Source organism: Kitasatospora sp. NPDC092039 (assembly GCF_044756065.1).
GTDB lineage: Bacteria > Actinomycetota > Actinomycetes > Streptomycetales > Streptomycetaceae > Kitasatospora.
In genome coordinates, this window is sequence record NZ_JBIVSD010000005.1 from 272753 (window position 1) to 288740 (window position 15988).

The 15988-nt window shown below is 76.9% G+C and carries 15 protein-coding genes; 11 read left to right on the forward strand and 4 right to left on the reverse strand.

Going from position 1 to position 15988, the window contains the following annotated elements; translation table 11 throughout:
* Positions 1 to 13: 13 nt before the first annotated feature.
* Both ACIQI7_RS13415 and ACIQI7_RS13420 read right to left on the reverse strand, forming a co-directional pair.
* A complete protein-coding gene (locus ACIQI7_RS13415) occupies positions 14 to 703 on the reverse strand; it encodes a LuxR C-terminal-related transcriptional regulator (protein WP_401108544.1) in 690 nt (229 codons plus the stop codon).
* Positions 704 to 714: 11 nt separating this feature from the next.
* Positions 715 to 1323, reverse strand: coding sequence for a LuxR C-terminal-related transcriptional regulator (locus ACIQI7_RS13420; RefSeq protein WP_401108547.1), 609 nt, complete (start codon positions 1321 to 1323; stop codon positions 715 to 717).
* A 497-nt stretch (positions 1324 to 1820) separates the two neighbouring features.
* Here ACIQI7_RS13420 and ACIQI7_RS13425 point away from each other — a divergent pair, with 497 nt between their 5' ends.
* The 11 genes from ACIQI7_RS13425 to ACIQI7_RS13475 all read left to right on the forward strand — a co-directional run bounded on the left by ACIQI7_RS13425 (position 1821) and on the right by ACIQI7_RS13475 (position 13938).
* Positions 1821 to 2780 (forward strand): UDP-glucuronic acid decarboxylase family protein, encoded by a 960-nt coding sequence (locus tag ACIQI7_RS13425; protein WP_401108549.1) that lies wholly within the window; start codon positions 1821 to 1823, stop codon positions 2778 to 2780.
* A gap of 71 nt (positions 2781 to 2851) precedes the next feature.
* Positions 2852 to 4522: a carbamoyltransferase gene (locus ACIQI7_RS13430; protein WP_401108866.1), complete on the forward strand. Its 1671-nt coding sequence runs from the start codon at positions 2852 to 2854 to the stop codon at positions 4520 to 4522.
* The gene (locus tag ACIQI7_RS13435) at positions 4519 to 5583 is read left to right on the forward strand and encodes a glycosyltransferase family 2 protein (protein WP_401108551.1); all 1065 of its coding nucleotides are present in this window, start codon (positions 4519 to 4521) and stop codon (positions 5581 to 5583) included. Before ACIQI7_RS13430 ends, ACIQI7_RS13435 begins: the two co-directional genes overlap by 4 nt.
* Before the next feature lie 35 nt (positions 5584 to 5618).
* A complete protein-coding gene (locus ACIQI7_RS13440; protein WP_401108554.1) occupies positions 5619 to 6278 on the forward strand; it encodes a D-glycero-alpha-D-manno-heptose-1,7-bisphosphate 7-phosphatase in 660 nt (219 codons plus the stop codon).
* A complete protein-coding gene (locus ACIQI7_RS13445) occupies positions 6275 to 7336 on the forward strand; it encodes a glycosyltransferase family 9 protein (protein ID WP_401108557.1) in 1062 nt (353 codons plus the stop codon). Before ACIQI7_RS13440 ends, ACIQI7_RS13445 begins: the two co-directional genes overlap by 4 nt.
* A 97-nt stretch (positions 7337 to 7433) precedes the next feature.
* The gene (locus ACIQI7_RS13450) at positions 7434 to 8684 is read left to right on the forward strand and encodes a glycosyltransferase (protein WP_401108560.1); all 1251 of its coding nucleotides are present in this window, start codon (positions 7434 to 7436) and stop codon (positions 8682 to 8684) included.
* Complete coding sequence (locus ACIQI7_RS13455) at positions 8684 to 9337, forward strand: SIS domain-containing protein (protein ID WP_387747559.1); 654 nt, start codon at positions 8684 to 8686, stop codon at positions 9335 to 9337. Before ACIQI7_RS13450 ends, ACIQI7_RS13455 begins: the two co-directional genes overlap by 1 nt.
* A gap of 82 nt (positions 9338 to 9419) precedes the next feature.
* Positions 9420 to 10418 carry a glycosyltransferase family 9 protein gene (locus tag ACIQI7_RS13460; protein WP_401108562.1) on the forward strand — a complete coding sequence of 333 codons (999 nt, stop codon included), beginning with the start codon at positions 9420 to 9422 and terminating at the stop codon, positions 10416 to 10418.
* Positions 10415 to 11311 carry a glycosyltransferase family 2 protein gene (locus ACIQI7_RS13465; RefSeq protein WP_401108565.1) on the forward strand — a complete coding sequence of 299 codons (897 nt, stop codon included), beginning with the start codon at positions 10415 to 10417 and terminating at the stop codon, positions 11309 to 11311. Before ACIQI7_RS13460 ends, ACIQI7_RS13465 begins: the two co-directional genes overlap by 4 nt.
* Positions 11308 to 12222 (forward strand): glycosyltransferase family 2 protein, encoded by a 915-nt coding sequence (locus tag ACIQI7_RS13470; protein ID WP_401108568.1) that lies wholly within the window; start codon positions 11308 to 11310, stop codon positions 12220 to 12222. Before ACIQI7_RS13465 ends, ACIQI7_RS13470 begins: the two co-directional genes overlap by 4 nt.
* Positions 12223 to 12549: 327 nt before the next feature.
* Positions 12550 to 13938: an MFS transporter gene (locus tag ACIQI7_RS13475; RefSeq protein WP_401108571.1), complete on the forward strand. Its 1389-nt coding sequence runs from the start codon at positions 12550 to 12552 to the stop codon at positions 13936 to 13938.
* Positions 13939 to 13996: 58 nt separating this feature from the next.
* On the opposite strand, the gene ACIQI7_RS13480 is transcribed toward ACIQI7_RS13475, so the two are convergent.
* Both ACIQI7_RS13480 and ACIQI7_RS13485 read right to left on the reverse strand, forming a co-directional pair.
* Complete coding sequence (locus tag ACIQI7_RS13480) at positions 13997 to 14722, reverse strand: glycosyltransferase (protein ID WP_401108574.1); 726 nt, start codon at positions 14720 to 14722, stop codon at positions 13997 to 13999.
* The gene (locus tag ACIQI7_RS13485) at positions 14719 to 15891 is read right to left on the reverse strand and encodes a DNA topoisomerase IB (RefSeq protein WP_401108577.1); all 1173 of its coding nucleotides are present in this window, start codon (positions 15889 to 15891) and stop codon (positions 14719 to 14721) included. The genes ACIQI7_RS13480 and ACIQI7_RS13485 overlap by 4 nt, the downstream gene beginning before the upstream one ends.
* Positions 15892 to 15988: the final 97 nt, after the last annotated feature.

Consider the following 15988-nt stretch of genomic DNA (forward strand, 5'->3'; position numbering starts at 1 on the left):
GGCCGGGGCCGTGCTAGATCAGCCCGGCCCGGACGGCGTGCGCCACCGCGTGGGCCCGGTTGCGGACCTGGAGCCGGGCCATCAGGTCGTACAGGGCGTTCTTCACGGTGTGCTGGGAGCAGGACAGCGTCCGGGCGATCGCGGCGTTGTCGTGGCCCTCCGCCACCAGGGCGAGCACCAGGGACTGCCGGGCGGTCAGCGGAGTGCCGGGGCGCGGGGCGCCCGCCTCCTCCGTCCCGGTGGGGAACAGCCGCAGCACCACGCCCTGCGGGATCATCCCCTCCCCGTGCCGGGCGGTGCGCACGGCGGCGGCGAGCCGGTGCGGGGCGGTGTCGCCGGCGCGCAACATGGTCCGGGCGCCGGAGCGCACGGCCCGCAGCACCCCGCCCGCGGTGAAGCGTTCGGCGACCAGCAGCACCCCGGAACCGGCTCCGGGCCCTCCCGGCGGCGGGCAGATGCCGAGGGCCTCCTCGACCGTCCCGCCGACGGCGACCGTGACCGCGCCCGGTGGTCCGTCGACGGGGCGGCTGCCGAGCAGTTCCACGCCGGCCCGTCTCAGCGCGCCGGCCAGGGCCTCGTACCCGGCGAGGTCGGCGGCCCGGAGGTGGGCGCGCAACCGGTGGCCCGCGCCGGTCCGTGCCCGGTCGGCCGGCACGGCCGGGTACGAGGCGTCGGTCAGGGGCCCGGCCGGAACCTCGGCCACCGCCGCGCCGCTCACAGCAGGCCCCCGCGCAGCGCGAAGGCGACGGCGTGGGCGCGGTTGCGCAGCCGGAACCGCTGCGTGATGTCGCGCAGCACGGTCGTCACGGTCCGCACCGAGTAGTTCAGTTCGCGGGCGATCTCCTCGGTCTCCCGGCCGTCCGCGACCAGTTGCAGCACGGTGCGTTCCCGGTCGCTGAGGCCCGGGCCGCCGGCGTACGGGCGGACGCCGCCCTCCCGGTGTTCGAGCAGTTCGTCGAGCAGGTCGGCGGACATGGTGCAGTCGCCGCCCGCGGCGGTGAGCACGGTGCGCACCAGGCGGTCGACGGTCACTTCGCGGCGGCGCAGCAGTCCGGCCACCCCGGCGGTGATCGCCTGGCGCGCGTCGGCGGCGTCCAGTTCGGCGGCCACCAGGACGACTTCGGGCCGCTGGAGCCTTTCACGGGTGGTGGTGACCAGGTCCAGGGCCGGGCGGTCCACCTGGTCGACGATCACGACGGCGACCTGGGCGGGCTCGTTCGGGAGCGCCAGTGCGACCTCCGGGCTGTTGCCCAGGGTGCTGGCGGCTCCCGCTTCCAGGACGGGATCCAGTGCGACTACGCAGACGGACAGGGCGTTCCCCATGGAGCGGCTCCTCGATCGGCGCGGCGAGTCCTCTTGGGCCTCGAGCATCGGTCGCGCCCGGCTGGAGCCGCATGGGGGATCGGCCCCCGCATTCCGCCCACGGTCGAGGCGGCCCCTCCCCGCTGCCCGGGGAAGTCCTCGGCGGCCCCGCGGGACACCGTCGTGCGCGGTGGTTCCCGGGCCGGGCGCACGCCGGCCCGGGGCCGTATGGGGGGATCGCCCCCAGGTTCTCGGCGGCCCGGCCGGGACGGGCGGGGTTCGTTCGGATGGAGTACCGGCCCGGCCGGCGGCGGCCGTCCGTCCGCGGTCGTCCGCGCCCTTCCGCCGCGCCGGGCGGCGGCAGGGCGGGCGGGGCGGCGGCAGCCCGCGGGTGCGGCGGGTGGTGCGCGGGCCGGAGCCCGCGGCGCGGGCGGACCGACTGGCGGAACGCGCCGAGGTCCGCCAAAGCTGGTCCGGGGACCGCGGACCGCAAGTCCGCGACGACCGAAAGGAATTCCATGGGCAGCTTGCCGACCGACCACATGCATGCCGTCGTGACGGGAGGGGCCGGCTTCGTGGGTTCCCACGTGTGCACGGAACTCGTCCGGCTCGGCCATGCCGTCACCTGCGTCGACGACTTCTGCACCGGTTCCCCGGCCAACGTGCGCCACCTGCTGGGCCGCCCCGGTTTCGAGCTCCGCGAGGCGGACGTCACCGACCGGCTGGAGATCGACCGGCCCGTGGACCTCGTCCTCCACCTCGCCTCCCCCGCCTCGCCCAGCGACTACCTCCGGCTCCCGGTCCACACCCTCGACGCGGGCAGCCTGGGCACCCGCAACGCGCTGGCCCTGGCCCAGCGGCACGGCGCGAGGTTCCTGCTCACCTCGACCTCGGAGGTCTACGGCGATCCGCTGCAGCACCCGCAGAGCGAGACCTACTGGGGCAACGTCAACCCGGTCGGTCCGCGGAGCGTCTACGACGAGGCGAAGCGGTTCGCCGAGGCGCTGACCACGGCCGAGTCCGCCGCCGAGGGGGTGGACACCGCGATCGTCCGCCTGTTCAACACCTACGGGCCCCGGATGAGGTCCCACGACGGGCGGGCGGTGCCGACGTTCATCCGCCAGGCGCTGACCGGCGAGCCCCTGACGGTGACCGGCGACGGCAGCCAGACCCGCTCCCTGACCTACGTGAGCGACACCGTGAACGGCATCCTCGCCATGGCCCGCTCCGAGCTGGCCGGCCCGGTGAACCTCGGCAACGACACCGAGATCACCATGCTGGACCTGGCGAGGCTCGTCATCGAGCTCACCGGTTCCACGTCGACGGTGGAGTTCATCGCGCGCCCCACCGACGACCCCGCCGTCAGGTGCCCGGACATCACCCTGGCCCGCGGGAAGCTCCGCTGGGAACCGACGGTGCCCGCCCGCGAGGGACTCGCCCGCACCATCGCCTGGTTCCGCGAGCACCCCGAGGCCTGAGCAGTCCTCCCCGACCCGACCCTCCACCTGACGTGCGGGGCCCGCCGCCGATCCGGAAGGCCGTCATGACCATGCGCATTCTCGGCATCAACGCCCTCTTCCACGACCCTGCCGCCGCCCTCGTCATCGACGGGCGGACGGTGGCGGCGGCGGAGGAGGAACGTTTCAGCCGCCGCAAGCACGGCAAGCGTCCGCTGCCCTTCTCCGCCTGGGAGCTGCCCGAACAGGCCGCCCGCTGGTGCCTGGACCACGCGGGCATCCGCCCCGGCGACCTCGACCTGGTGGGCTACTCCTTCGACCCTGCACTCGCCCGGCCCGCCGAGCAGCTGGGCCTGGACGACCCCTGGGACCACGTGCGCCTCACCTACGCCCGCGAGGCCCCGAGCTTCCTCGCCGAGGCGCTGCCCGGCCTGGACCCCGCCAAGGTCAGGTTCGTCCCGCACCACGTCGCGCACGCCGCGTCCGCCGCGTTCGCGGCCGACGGGAACACCGACCCCTCCTCGGTCCTGGTGCTCGACGGCCGCGGCGAGGCGACGTCGCACCTGGCCGCCCGCCGGGAGGGGCCGCGGCTGCACCAGCTCGCGGCCCAGGAACTCCCGCACTCCATGGGCCTGGTGTACGAGGAGCTGACCCAGCACCTGGGGTTCCTCCGGTCCTCGGACGAGTACAAGGTGATGGCGATGGCCTCCTACGGCTCGCCGACCTCGGTGGCGGAACTCCGCCGGTACGTCCACTCCACCGGCGACGGCGGCTTCCGCGCCGCCGGCGTGCCGTGGGCCGAGTTCGCTCCGGCCCTGCGGCCCGGCCAGGAGTGGACTCCCGCCCACGCCGACCTCGCCTGCTCCGCGCAACGGGTGCTCGAAGAGGTGCTGCTGGACCTGGCCCGCTGGCTGCACGGGCGCACCCACGACCGGTTGCTGACGATGGCCGGCGGGGTGGCCCTGAACTGCGTGGCGAACTCCCGCATCGCCGCCGAGGGCCCGTTCGAACGGGTCTGGGTGCAACCGGCCGCCGGCGACGCGGGCACCGCCCTGGGCGCCGCGCTGCACCTCGCGGCCTCCGCCGGGGACCAGCCGGAACCGATGCCCGGCGCCGACCTCGGCCGGGGCTGGTCGGACCGGGAACTGGAGGACTGGCTGCGCGGCGCCGCCGTCCCCTACGAACGGCCGGAGGACGTCGCCGCCGAGGTGGCCCGGGAGCTCGCCGCGGACGGCATCGTCGCGTGGTTCCAGGGCCGGTCCGAATTCGGCCCGCGCGCGCTCGGGCACCGTTCACTGCTCGCCCACCCCGGCCGGGCCGCGAACCTCGAACGGCTGAACGACGTCAAGGGGCGGGAGCAGTTCCGGCCCGTCGCGCCGATGGTCCTCGCCGACCGGGCGCAGAAGATCTTCAACGGCCGGCACCCGAGCCCCTACATGCTGTTCGTCCACGAGGTCGCCCCCGCGTGGCGCGACCGGATCCCCGCCGTGGTCCACGTGGACGGCACGGCCCGGATCCAGACCGTCGATCCGCTGGACGACCCCCTGACGGCACGGATGCTGGAGCGGTTCGAGCTGCTCACCGGCCTCCCCGTCGTCGTCAACACCAGCCTCAACACGGCGGGGCGCCCGATGGTGGACGACGTCCGGGACGCCCTGGAGTGCTTCGGCTCCGCGCCGGTCGACCTGCTCGCCCTCGGCCCGTTCGTCGTCCGCCGAGGGGCCCTGTTCGCGGGGCCGGACCGGTCGGAGGCCCGGGCATGACGCACGGCACCGGCCCCTCGTACGCCGTCGTCATCCCCACGCTCGGTCGGCCGAGCCTGTCCGTCACCCTCGCCGCCCTCGCCGGGGCCGGCGGGCCGGCACCGGAACGCGTGGTCCTGGTGGACGACCGCCCGCTGACCGACTGCGGGCCGCTGGACGTCGAGGTCCCGCCGTCCCTCCGGGACCGGACCTCGGTGGTGGCGGGTTGCGGGAACGGCCCCGCGGCCGCCCGCAACGCGGGCTGGCGGAGCGTCGGACAGGAGTGGATCGCCTTCCTGGACGACGACACCGTGCCCGGACCGACCTGGCCGGCCGACCTCGCCGCCGACCTCGCCGCCTGCGGGCGGCGCACCGGCGGAAGCCAGGGCACCATCGTGGTGCCGCTGCCCGACGACCGGCGGCCGACCGACTGGGAGCGGTCGACGGCCGGGCTCGCCAGATCGTTGTGGATCACCGCGGACATGGCGTACCGCCGCACCGCCCTGGAGCAGGTCGGCGGCTTCGACGAGCGCTTCCGCAGGGCCTTCCGCGAGGACGCCGACCTGGCCCTGCGCGTCCTCGACGCGGGCTGGCACCTCACCCAGGGCGCGCGCACCACCCTGCACCCCGTCCGGCCGGCCGACCGCTGGGTCTCCCTGCGCCAGCAGGCGGGCAACGCGGACGACGTCCTGATGAACCGCCTCCACGGGCGGCACTGGTGGCATCGGGCCGGAGCCCCCCGCGGCCGGCTCCCCCGGCACCTGGCGGTCACCGGCTGCGCGGTCGGCGCCGCCGTCGCCGCCCTGGCCCGCCGCCCCCGCGCCTCGCTCGCGCTCGCCGGGCTCTGGCTGGCGGGCACCGGGGAGTTCGCGCTGGCGAGGATCGCGCCCGGGCCGCGGCTCGCGGACGAGATCGCGACGATGCTGCTCACCAGCGCGGCGATCCCGCCCGCCGCGGGCTACCACTGGGCCGCGGGCCTTCTGCGGCACCGCCGCGTGGCGCCCTGGCGGCCCGCGCCGGGCACCGGCTCCGGGTCCGCGCACCGGGCCGGCGGCGGACGACCGGTTCCGGCCCACCACTGATCCCCGTAGGCGCGCAGCCGAGGAGGACACCCCCCATGACCGTTCCCACCGACTCCACCGCGCCGGCCGGGCCCGTGCCCGGGCGCCCGGCTCCGGACGGCCTGCTGCCATGGATCCGTACGGCCGGGTCCGCGGGTGCCGCGGGCCGTCCGGGGACACCACGTGCGGCCGTGCTCTTCGACCGCGACGGGACGCTCGTCCACGACGTGCCGTACAACGGTGATCCGGGCGCCGTCCGTCCGGTGACCGGCGCGGCCGACGCCGTCGCGGCCCTGCGGTCGGCCGGGATCCTGGTGGGCGTCGTGAGCAACCAGTCCGGGGTGGCGCGCGGTCTGCTGACCCGGGAGCAGGTCGAGGCGGTGAACCGGCGCGTCGAGGAACTGCTCGGACCGGTGGACGTCTGGGCCGTCTGCCCGCACGGCCCCGAGGACGGCTGCCGCTGCCGCAAGCCGGCCCCCGGCCTGGTGCTGGCCGCCTGCCGGGTCCTGGGCGTCCCGCCCCGGCGGGCGGTCGTCATCGGGGACATCGGCTCCGACGGCGCCGCGGCCGAGGCCGCCGGGGCGTTCCCCGTCCTGGTGCCCAACGCCGCCACCCGCGTCGAGGAGACGGCTGCGGCGAGGACCGTCGCGAGCGATCTCGTTGCCGCCGTCGGGACCGCGCTGCACCACCTCCTTCCCCCCGGGCGGGCCGCATGACGAGGACCCTCGTCGTACGCCTCGACAGCGCGGGCGACGTACTGCTCGCCGGGCCCGCCGTGCGGGCCGTCGCCGGCTCCTCCGCGCACGTGGCCGTGCTCTGCGGGCCCCGGGGCGCCGCGGCGGCCGAGCTGCTGCCCGGCGTCGACCGGACGGTCGTCTGGGAGGCCCCCTGGGTCGGCTTCGACCCGCCCCCGCTGGACGCCGAGGACGTCCGGGCGGTCGTGGCGGACCTCGCCCGGCAGCGCTTCGACCGCGCCCTCGTGCTCACGTCCTTCCATCAGAGCCCGCTGCCCACCGCCCTGCTGCTCCGGCTGGCCGGCGTGGCCTGGATCGCCGCCGACTGCGAGGACTACCCGGGTTCGCTGCTCGATCTGCGCCACCGGCGCGCGCCCGGCCGGCACGAGGCCGAAGCGGCCCTCGACCTGGCCCGGGCCGCCGGATTCCCGCTCCCCCCGCACGACGACGGCCGGCTGCGGGTGCTGCCGCCGCCCGACCTGCGGCACCTGACCGGTCCGGACCCGTACGTGGTGGTCCATCCCGGCGCGGCCGTTCCCGCCCGCGCCGCCGGTCCCGCGGTGCTCGCGGCGGCCGTGCGCGCCCTGGCGGACTCCGGACGGCGGGTGGTGGTGACCGGCGGCCCGGCGGAGAAGGAACTCACCGCCGAGGTCGCGGGGGCGCACGCCCTGGACCTCGGCGGCCGCACCGACCTCAGGGGCCTGTCGGCGGTCCTGGCCGCGGCCGACGCCGTGGTCGCCGGCAACACCGGTCCGGCCCATCTGGCCGCCGCCGTCGGCACCCCGGTCGTGAGCCTGTTCTCACCGGTCGTGCCGGCCGAGCGCTGGCGTCCGTTCGGCGTGCCGCACCTGCTGCTGGGCCGGCAGGACGCGCCGTGCGCCGCGAGCCGGGCCAGGGTCTGCCCCGTCGAGGGCCATCCCTGCCTGGACACCCTGACCGGCACCCAGATCGCGGCGGCGGTGGGCCGGTTGACGAACGGAGCGGTGCCGGGCGGGCAGTTCCCGCCCGCCCGGCCGAGCACCGGAAAGGTGAGCTCATGAACACCCTGCTGAGGCACGTGCACGGCTCCCGGACGACCGGGTTCGCCGAGGGGCGGCTCCCGGCGGACCGGGACCGCCCGACCGAGGAGGTGACGCGGTGAACCGGCCCCTGACCGTCGCCCTGGTGTCCGAACACGCCAGCCCGCTCGCCGTGCTCGGCGGGGTGGACGCCGGAGGCCAGAACGTCCACGTCGCCGCACTCGCCGGCGCCCTGGCCGACCTGGGCCACCGGGTGGTCGTCCACACCCGGCGCGACCGCGCCGGATCGCCCGAGGAGGTCGCGATGCGCCCGGGCGTCGTCGTCCACCACGTGCCGGCCGGACCGCCCCGCGCCGTCCCCAAGGACCGACTCCTGCCCTACATGGACGAGTTCGGGGATCACCTGGCGCGCTACTGGGCCCGCCGCAGACCGGACATCGTGCACTCGCACTTCTGGATGTCGGGGCTGGCCGCCCTGCGCGGAGCCCGGCACCTGGGCCTACCGGTCGCCCACACCTACCACGCGCTCGGTACGGTCAAACGCCGCCACCAGGGCCACGAGGACAGCAGCCCCGCCCAGCGGATCGGGCTGGAGTCGCACCTCGGCCGCACCGCCACCCGCGTGATCGCCACCTGCAGCGACGAGGTGTCCGAGCTCCTCGCGATGGGCGTACCCACCGACCGGGTCAGGATCGTGCCGTGCGGTGTCGACCCCGACCGGTTCAGCCCGCAGGGCGACGTGGCACCGCGCTCGGCACCGCACCGGCTGCTCATGGTCGGACGGCTCGTCGCGCGCAAGGGCGGTGCCACCGCCCTGGAGGCGCTCGCCCGGCTGCCCGACACCGAGTTGGTGATCGCCGGCGGCCCCCCGGCCGACCGCCTGGACGCCGATCCGGAGTGCCGGCGGCTGCGCGCGCTGGCCGTCGACCACGGAGTGGCCGACCGGCTCGTCCTGCTGGGCGGGGTGCCCAACACCCGGATGCCGGCGCTCCTGCGCAGCGCCGACCTCGTGGTCTGCCCCGCGCACTACGAGCCGTTCGGCATCGTCCCGCTGGAGGCGATGGCGTGCGGCGTGCCGGTGGTCGCCACCGCGGTCGGCGGGCACCTCGACACGGTCGCCGACGGCCGGACCGGCCTGCTGGTGCCCAGCGGGTCCGGTGCGGCGCTGGCCGCCGCGGCCGCCAGGCTGCTCGGCGACCACCGGCTGCGCCGCGACTTCGGGGCGGCCGGACGCCGGCGCGTCCTCGCCTCCTACAGCTGGGAGCGGGTCGCGGCGAGCACCGAGCGGATCTACCAGGAGGCGGTGCGCCCCCACCCCGTGGCCCCCGATCCGCAGGCCCGTACCGCGGCACCGTCGGGAGGACTGTGATGAGCGCTCACTTCCACGAGTCGGCGCACGACCTCGCCGAGGCCCAGCGGCACTGCGCCGCGCTGGAGGACGCGGTGCGGGCCCTGCGCGGCGGACAGCTTCCGCTGCTCACCAGCTGGGGCCAGGCCCTGGCCGGCCTGCTGCCCGCCGGTGGGCGCCTGCTCGTCGCGGGCAACGGCGGCAGTGCCGCCCAGGCCCAGCACCTCACCGCCGAACTCGTCGGCCGCTACCGCGTGGAGCGCCCCGCGTTCTCCGCGCTGGCCCTGCACGCCGAGACCTCCGCGCTGACCGCGATCGGCAACGACTACGGCTTCGAGGAGGTGTACGCGCGCCAGGTGGCCGCGCACGGGAGGCCCGGCGACGTGCTGGTCCTGATGTCGACCTCGGGGCGCAGCGGCAACCTGCTCAGGGCCGCCGACGTCGGCCGTAGGTCGGGCCTCGGGGTGTGGGCGATGACGGGCCCGGCACCCAACCCGCTCGCCGAGCGGGCCGACGAGACGTTCGCCGTCGCCTCCGAGGCGACCGCCACCGTCCAGGAGGTCCACCTGATGGCCCTCCATCTGGTCTGCGAGGCGTTCGACGCGGCGCTGGCCCGCCGCGCCGGCGGGCGGGCCCCGGCCGACGGCGCCCGGCCGGCGGGTGAGGTCGCGTGAACGGGCCGCCCGTGGCGGCGGGGCGGGCCGCCGGCGTCGGCGCCGCCGGCACCGGCGGGCCGGGCTCCGCGGGGGCGGGCCCGTGAGCGCGGCCGACGGCCGGCCACGGCTGCTCGTCCTGCGCGCGCTGGGCCTCGGCGACCTGCTCACCGGGATCCCGGCCCTGCGCGCACTGCGCCGCCACCACCCCGGCCACGAACTGGTCCTGGCGGCGCCCGGCCGCCTGGCCCCGGCGGTGGCGGCCACCGGCTGCGTCGACCGGCTGCTGGCCACCGACGCCACCGGGCGCCAGGTGCCGGGCGACCTGCGCTGGGACGGGCCGGCGCCGGCGCTGGCGGTCGACCTGCACGGCTGCGGCGAGGAGAGCCTGGGACTCCTGCGGGCCCTGGAGCCGCGGCGGCTCATCGGCTACGCGGCACGGGGGGCCCGCGGCGCCGGGTGGCGCGCGGACGAACACGAACGGGACCGCTGGTGCCGTCTGCTGCGCTCCCACGGCATCCCCGCGGACCCCGCCGACCTGCTGATCCGGCGGCCGGCGGTTCGTTCCCCCGCTCCTGGAGCGGTGGTGCTGCACCCGGGCGCCGACGCGGGGGCCCGCCGGTGGCCGGCCGCCCGCTTCGCCGCGGTGGCCCGCGAACTGCGCCGCTCCGGCCGACCGGTGGTGGTCACCGCCGGCGCGGGCGAGGCGGAGCTCGCCCGGGAGGTGGCCGCCCTCGCCGGCCTGCCCGCGGGATCCGTCCTCGGCGGGGCCGCGGACGTGCCGTTCGAGACCCTGGCGGCGCTGGTCGCCGAGGCGGGCGCCGTGGTCGCCGGGGACACCGGCCTCTCCCATCTCGCCACGGCCCTCGGCACCGCCTCGGTCACCCTCTTCGGCCCGGTGTCGCCCCGCCTCTGGGGACCGCCCGCCGACGAGCGCCACCGGATCCTGTGGCGGCCCGAGCGCCTCGACGGCGACCGGCCCGGCGACGCGCACGGCGAGTCCCCCGACCCACGGCTGCTGCGGATCGGTCCGGAGGACGTCCTGTCCGAACTGAGGGCCCTCCCCGCCTGGGCGCACGAAGGGGGTGACGGCGACCGATGACGAGCCCGCACCCCGCTCCCCGCGTCGGCGTGGTGGTCATCACGCGCAACCGCCGGGAACGCCTGCTGCACACCCTCGACCGGCTCCAGGGCCTGCCCGAGGCCCCGCCCGTCCTCGTCCTGGACAACGCCTCCACCGACGGCACGGCCGCCGCCGTACGCGAGCGCCACCCCGCCGTGGCGGTGCGCGTCCTGCGCCGCAACCGGGGCGCGGTGGCCCGGAACGTGGGGGTCGAGCAGCTCGGCACCCCCTACGTCGCCTTCAGCGACGACGACTCGTGGTGGCGGCCCGGGGCGCTGTCCCTGGCGGCCGGGCTGTTCGACCGGCACGAGCGGCTCGGGCTGCTCGCGGCGGCCACCCGGGTCGGGCCCGGCGGCCGGGCCGACCCCATCGACGACCAGCTCTCCGCGTCCCCGCTCGGGGTGGCGCCCGATCTGCCGGGGCCTTCCGTCCTGGGCTTCCTCGCCTGCGCGAGCGTCGTCCGCCGGAGCGCGTTCCTTCAGGTGGGAGGGTTCCACCCGGTGCTGCACTTCGGCGGGGAGGAGGCCCTGCTGGCCCTCGACCTGGCCGCGGCGGGCTGGGGAGTCGCCCACTGCCCCCAGGTCGTCGCCCACCACCACCCGGACCCGGGCCCGCGGCCCGGACGGGTCGCGCGGATGCGCCGCAACGAGCTGCTCACCTGCTGGCTGCGCCGGCCGTGGCCCCACGTGGCCCGGCAGAGCGCCGGCCTGCTGCGGGAGGCCGCGGGGAGTCCCCAGGCCGCCCGGGCCCTGGTCGGAGCGCTCCCCAGGATCCCCGTCGCACTCGCCCTGCGCAGGCCCCTCCCTCCGGAGGTGGAGAAGTCCGTGGCCCGTCTGGAGGAAGCCGGCGCGATCGACGGGGCGGCCCGATGACCGACCAGCGCGTCGCCGTCGCCGTCATCACGCACAACCGCCGCGACGAGCTCCTCCACACCCTCGGCCGGCTCGCCCTGCTGCCCGAGCGGCCGCCCGTCGTCGTCGTGGACAACGCCTCCGCCGACGGCAGTGCGGACGCCGTCCGCAGGCTATACCCCGAGGTCCGCCTGCTCACCCCCGGCCGCAACCTCGGCGCCTGCGGCCGCAACCTGGCCGCCCGCGAGCTGGACTGCCCCTACCTGGCCTTCAGCGATGACGACACCTGGTGGGAACCGGGCTCGCTGCGCGCCGCCGCCGACCTGTTGGACGCCCATCCGGACGTCGCCACCGTCACCGCCCGGATCGTGGTCGAGGACCCTGCCGCGCCGGACCTGCCGCCGACCGAGGACCCGATCGTGGCCGAACTGCGCGACTCCCCCGTGCCCGCCCCGGCAGGCCTGCCCGGCCCCGCCCTCGGCTCGTTCCTGGCCGGAGCCACCGTCGTCCGGCTCTCGGCCTTCCGGGCGGTCGGCGGCTTCTCGCCGCGGCTCTGGCTGGGCGGCGAGGAGGAGCTCCTCGCCCACGACCTCGCCTCGAAGGGCTGGTGGCTCGTCTACGCCGCCGAACTCACCGTCCACCACCGGCCGTCACCGCTGCGCGACCCGACGCTGCGACGCCGCCACGGGATCCGGAACACCCTGTGGACGACTTGGCTCCGGCGGCATCCCACCACCGTGGTGCGGCGTACCGTCCACCTGGTGCGCACCGTCCCCCGCGACGCCGTCTCCGCCCGCGCCTTCGCCGAGGCCGCCGCCGGACTGCCCTGGGTCCTGCGAGAGCGCCGACGGCTGCCGGACCGGGTCGAGCAGGCCCTACGGCTGCTGGAGGAGCCCCAGCGGTCGTCGACCGCGCGCCGCTACGTCGGTTGAGCCCGCGCCGCACGGTGGGTAGCGCTCCCCCACGGCGGAGCGAGGCCGGCCGCACCGGCCCGGTCGCGGAGCGTCACACCGCACCGGGCCGACCGCCCCGGCCGACGCGGTGTGACGGACGCCACCGAGCGGCGACGCCGCTGGTCAAGCCGGGTGCGACGGCTCCCCGCCCCGGCAGTGTGACGCGATCGTCGTTCGGGATCCCGCCGCGACCGGTCAGGATGGACGGCGCCGCTCCGTCGCTCCCGCGTCCGAGCCGGCCCGGCTCCCGCCCGGCGACCGTCCGCCCGGAGCCCTCCCCGTGCCCACCTGATCCAGATGTGAGACGTGCTGCCCACCACCAAGGCGTCGCCGGCGACCCCGAACTCCCTGCTCCCCGCCCAACGAAGCGGCCCGGACCGTCCTGCCGCGAGTCCCGCCGTCCCCCCGGCCACCCCGTCCGGGTCGCGCGCCCCGTGGCGCTCCCTGCGCCACCGCAGCATGCGCTGGTGGTCGCTGGCGAACCTGGTCTCGAACGTCGGCGCCTGGATGCAGCTGACCGTCCAGAACCTCCTGGTCCTCCAGCTGACCGGCTCGGCCGCCGTCACCGGACTGTCGCTCGCCCTCCAGGTCGCCCCCGGCCTGCTGCTCGGACTCGTGGGCGGAGCCGCGGTCGACCGCTGGCCGCGCAAGCTCACGGCGACCGTCTGCCAGGCGGTGCTGGCCGTGATCGCCTTCGCCACGGCGGCCCTGGTGGCCTTCGGAGCGCTCAGTGTCCCGGCCCTGATGGTGCTGGCCGTCCTCACCGGGCTCGTCGCCACGGTCGAGGGCCCGGCCTGCGCCCTCCTGGGCAACGACCTCGTGCCGCCGGAGGACGTCCCGTCGGCGATCTCGGTCGGCTCGGTCGTGCACAGCGTCGGACGGCTGGCCGGCACCGCGTCGGCCGGCGTCGTCGTCGCCCTGTTCGGGATGGCGAGCGCGTACGTGGTCAACGGCGTCTCCTTCGTCCTGGTGGCGGCGGTCATCCCGTTCCTGCGGCCGGCCGCCGGCGCGGTCACGGCCGACGCGCCGCAGCCGACGGCCGCGGCGCAGGGCGTCAGGGACGGCATCGCCTTCTTCTGCAGCAGGCGCCGCCTGGTCGCGCTGGCGTGTCTGACCGGCCTGGGCTCGGTGCTGGGCCGCAACTACGGCCTGACGCTCGCCGCGCTGGTCAGCGGCGCCCTGCACGGCGGAGCGGAGGAGTTCGGGGTGATCGCCACCGTCCTGGCCGTCGGCGGAACCGCCGGGGCGGTGCTGGCCGGACGGCTGCGCAACCCCTCCGTGCGGTTGGTGGCCGTCGTGACGGCGGCCGGCGGCGTGCTCCAGTGCTTCGCCGCGCTCTCCCCCACCGTCCTGTTCCTCGCGCTGCTGGTCGTCCCGATGGCCGTGCTGGAGTCGCTGAGCGACACCGCGGTCTCGACGATCCTCCAGACGGACCCGCCGGCTCACCTGCGCGGACGGGTCCTGGGCGCCTGGCGCAGCGTCAGCACCGTGTGGGGCCTCGCCGGACCGCTCGTGCTCGGGGGGTCCATCCAGGCGCTGGGGGCCCGGGGCGCACTGCTGTCCGGCGGGCTGGTGGTCGGCGGGGCGGTGGGCGGAGCCGCCGCCGCGCGACGCCGATCGGCCGGGCCGGTCACGGCCGCGGCCGCGGAGGGGCGGGTCGCCGTCGCGGAGGAGCGGATCGCCGTCGCGGCCTGAGGGCCGGCCCGACGGAGGGCGGTGCTCGGCTCGCTGCCGGACGGTTGCGGACGTCCCGCTACGGGTGCTCCCGGCGGGGCGACCGGGCCCCCAGCGCCTCCCGGTAGACCAGTTCGGTGAAGGCGGCGGCCCGGTCGCGGGCGTGGCGGGCCGCCGCCGGCGACCGGCGCGACACCGGCTGGTCCCCCTCCCGCGGGAGGAGCCGGATCCGCTCCTCGGCGACGCCCATCGCCCGCAGGGCGCCGAACTCGTCCTGGCAGCCCGCGAGGACCCGGTCGGCCTGCCGCCCCACCGCGGTCTCGATGGCGATCCGGCCGGACGCGGTCACGCCCCGGCCGTCGTCACGGCCGTCGTCACGGCCCCGTACCGCGCCGCCGCCGAGGGCGTGGAAGGTCTGCACCAGGGGGACGCCCAGGTAGTGGGCGCCGGGCAGGGCGACGAGCCCGGAGGTCCAGAAGTGCGCGTGGGCGATCGTCGGCGGGTGGTGGATCCAGTAGTCGGCGAGCCGCTCGCCGAAGTCCGCCATGCCGCGCAGCACGTCCTCCTCGGAGGTGCCGAGGGCCAGGCACTCGCCGACGTGGTGCACCAGGACGCCCGAGCAGAGCGGGACGTGCTCGCCGAGGCGGGTGTCGGCGCGCCTGGTGTGCACGGTGACCTGGTGGCCGCGGCGGGCGAGGGCCCGGGACAGGGCCGCGACGTGGGCGCGCAGCGGGTCCGCGTCGCCACCGGGCGGTGCGAGGGGGCTGACGCTTTCGGACACCAGTGCAATGCGCAGCGAACTCATCGGAGCCTCACCTCCCGGTCAGTGTGGCCCAGCCCTTCCGGGCACGCCAGCCGGCTGTTCCGGCCCGTCGGCGGCGGGCCGCGACCGGCGGTGGGGGCCGTCCGCGGGCCCCTGTCCGGCGCGGGCGGCCGCGCTCTCCGACCCGGCCCTCGGCCCGGCGAGGGCACCGGCTCGGACAGGAGCGCGCGGACCGCGTCCTCGACCGGTCCGTGGGTGGCGACGGGTCCACCGTCGACCCCGAGGTCGTCGAGGGGGATGGTCACGCCTTCGTCGAACAGTTCGATCAGCCGCGGGTTGATGTACGAGGCCCGGCAGACGGCGGGGGTGTTGCCCAGGTAGTCGGCCACTTCCCTGACCACCCGCCCCACCGCCCGCTTCCGGGCGGCCTCGGACGTGCCGGCGGCCCGGCGCGAGACGGCGAGCCCGACCGCGGCGAGGACGGTGGCGTTCCACGTCCGGAAGTCCTTGGCGGTGATGTCCGTCCCGCCGAGCTCCCGCAGGTACTCGTTGAGGTCGCTCCCGTGCACCTCGCGCCACCCCCGCCCCTGCCGGTGGACCAGGAGCCGCTCGCCCGGGTGACGGCTGCGCAGGAGGGACCGGACCGCGGCGCGGGCCTGCGGGTCCGCGAGGACGGCGAACCGCTGTCGGCCGGATTTGGCCGGGTACTCGAAGCGGACCCCGTCGCGCGCCAGGGTGACGTGGGAGCGCAGGACGGTGGTGAGGCCGTAGGAGCCGTTGTCCCGGGTGTAGGCGTCGGATCCGATGCGGAAGAGGCCGAGGTCCAGCAGCCGGGCCCCGCAGGCCAGCACGCGCTCACGACCCAGTCCGCGGCCGGCCAGGTCCCGTTCGACGGCGGCGCGGAGCTTGGGGAGGCAGCCCGCGACGTCCACGACGTGCTCGTGCTTCGCCCGGTCGCGCTGCTCCCGGAAGGCCGGGTGGTAGAGGTACTGCCGGCGGCCGGCCGCGTCGGTGCCCACGGCTTGCAGGTGCCCGTCGGCGTGCGGACAGATCCACACGTCGGTCCACGCGGGCGGCACGGCGAGGGCCCTGAGGCGGGCGAGTTCCTCCTCGGCCACCGGCCGGCCGTCCGCGGCGAGGTAGCGGAAGCCACGGCCGTGCCGCCTCCGCCGGTACCCGGGCCCGTGCGGATCGCTGGTTCTCAGACGCATGGCCCGACTCCCTCCGCCCTGACCGCTGCGACGACGCCGACGGGTCGCTGCCGCGTCCGTCGGCCTGTACGGAGCGCTTGCCCGTCCGGCCGCACGG

Excerpts from the sequence above, each read along its gene's own strand:
- ACIQI7_RS13430 (WP_401108866.1), top strand. The coding sequence starts at position 2,852 with ATGCGCATTCTCGGCATCAACGCCCTCTTCCACGACCCTGCCGCCGCC.
- ACIQI7_RS13445 (WP_401108557.1), top strand. The coding sequence starts at position 6,275 with ATGACGAGGACCCTCGTCGTACGCCTCGACAGCGCGGGCGACGTACTG.
- ACIQI7_RS13470 (WP_401108568.1), top strand. The coding sequence starts at position 11,308 with ATGACCGACCAGCGCGTCGCCGTCGCCGTCATCACGCACAACCGCCGC.
- ACIQI7_RS13420 (WP_401108547.1), bottom strand. The coding sequence starts at position 1,323 with ATGGGGAACGCCCTGTCCGTCTGCGTAGTCGCACTGGATCCCGTCCTG.
- ACIQI7_RS13480 (WP_401108574.1), bottom strand. The coding sequence starts at position 14,722 with ATGAGTTCGCTGCGCATTGCACTGGTGTCCGAAAGCGTCAGCCCCCTC.
- ACIQI7_RS13465 (WP_401108565.1), top strand. The coding sequence starts at position 10,415 with ATGACGAGCCCGCACCCCGCTCCCCGCGTCGGCGTGGTGGTCATCACG.
- ACIQI7_RS13455 (WP_387747559.1), top strand. The coding sequence starts at position 8,684 with ATGAGCGCTCACTTCCACGAGTCGGCGCACGACCTCGCCGAGGCCCAG.
- ACIQI7_RS13485 (WP_401108577.1), bottom strand. The coding sequence starts at position 15,891 with ATGCGTCTGAGAACCAGCGATCCGCACGGGCCCGGGTACCGGCGGAGG.
- ACIQI7_RS13425 (WP_401108549.1), top strand. The coding sequence starts at position 1,821 with ATGGGCAGCTTGCCGACCGACCACATGCATGCCGTCGTGACGGGAGGG.
- ACIQI7_RS13440 (WP_401108554.1), top strand. The coding sequence starts at position 5,619 with ATGACCGTTCCCACCGACTCCACCGCGCCGGCCGGGCCCGTGCCCGGG.
- ACIQI7_RS13435 (WP_401108551.1), top strand. The coding sequence starts at position 4,519 with ATGACGCACGGCACCGGCCCCTCGTACGCCGTCGTCATCCCCACGCTC.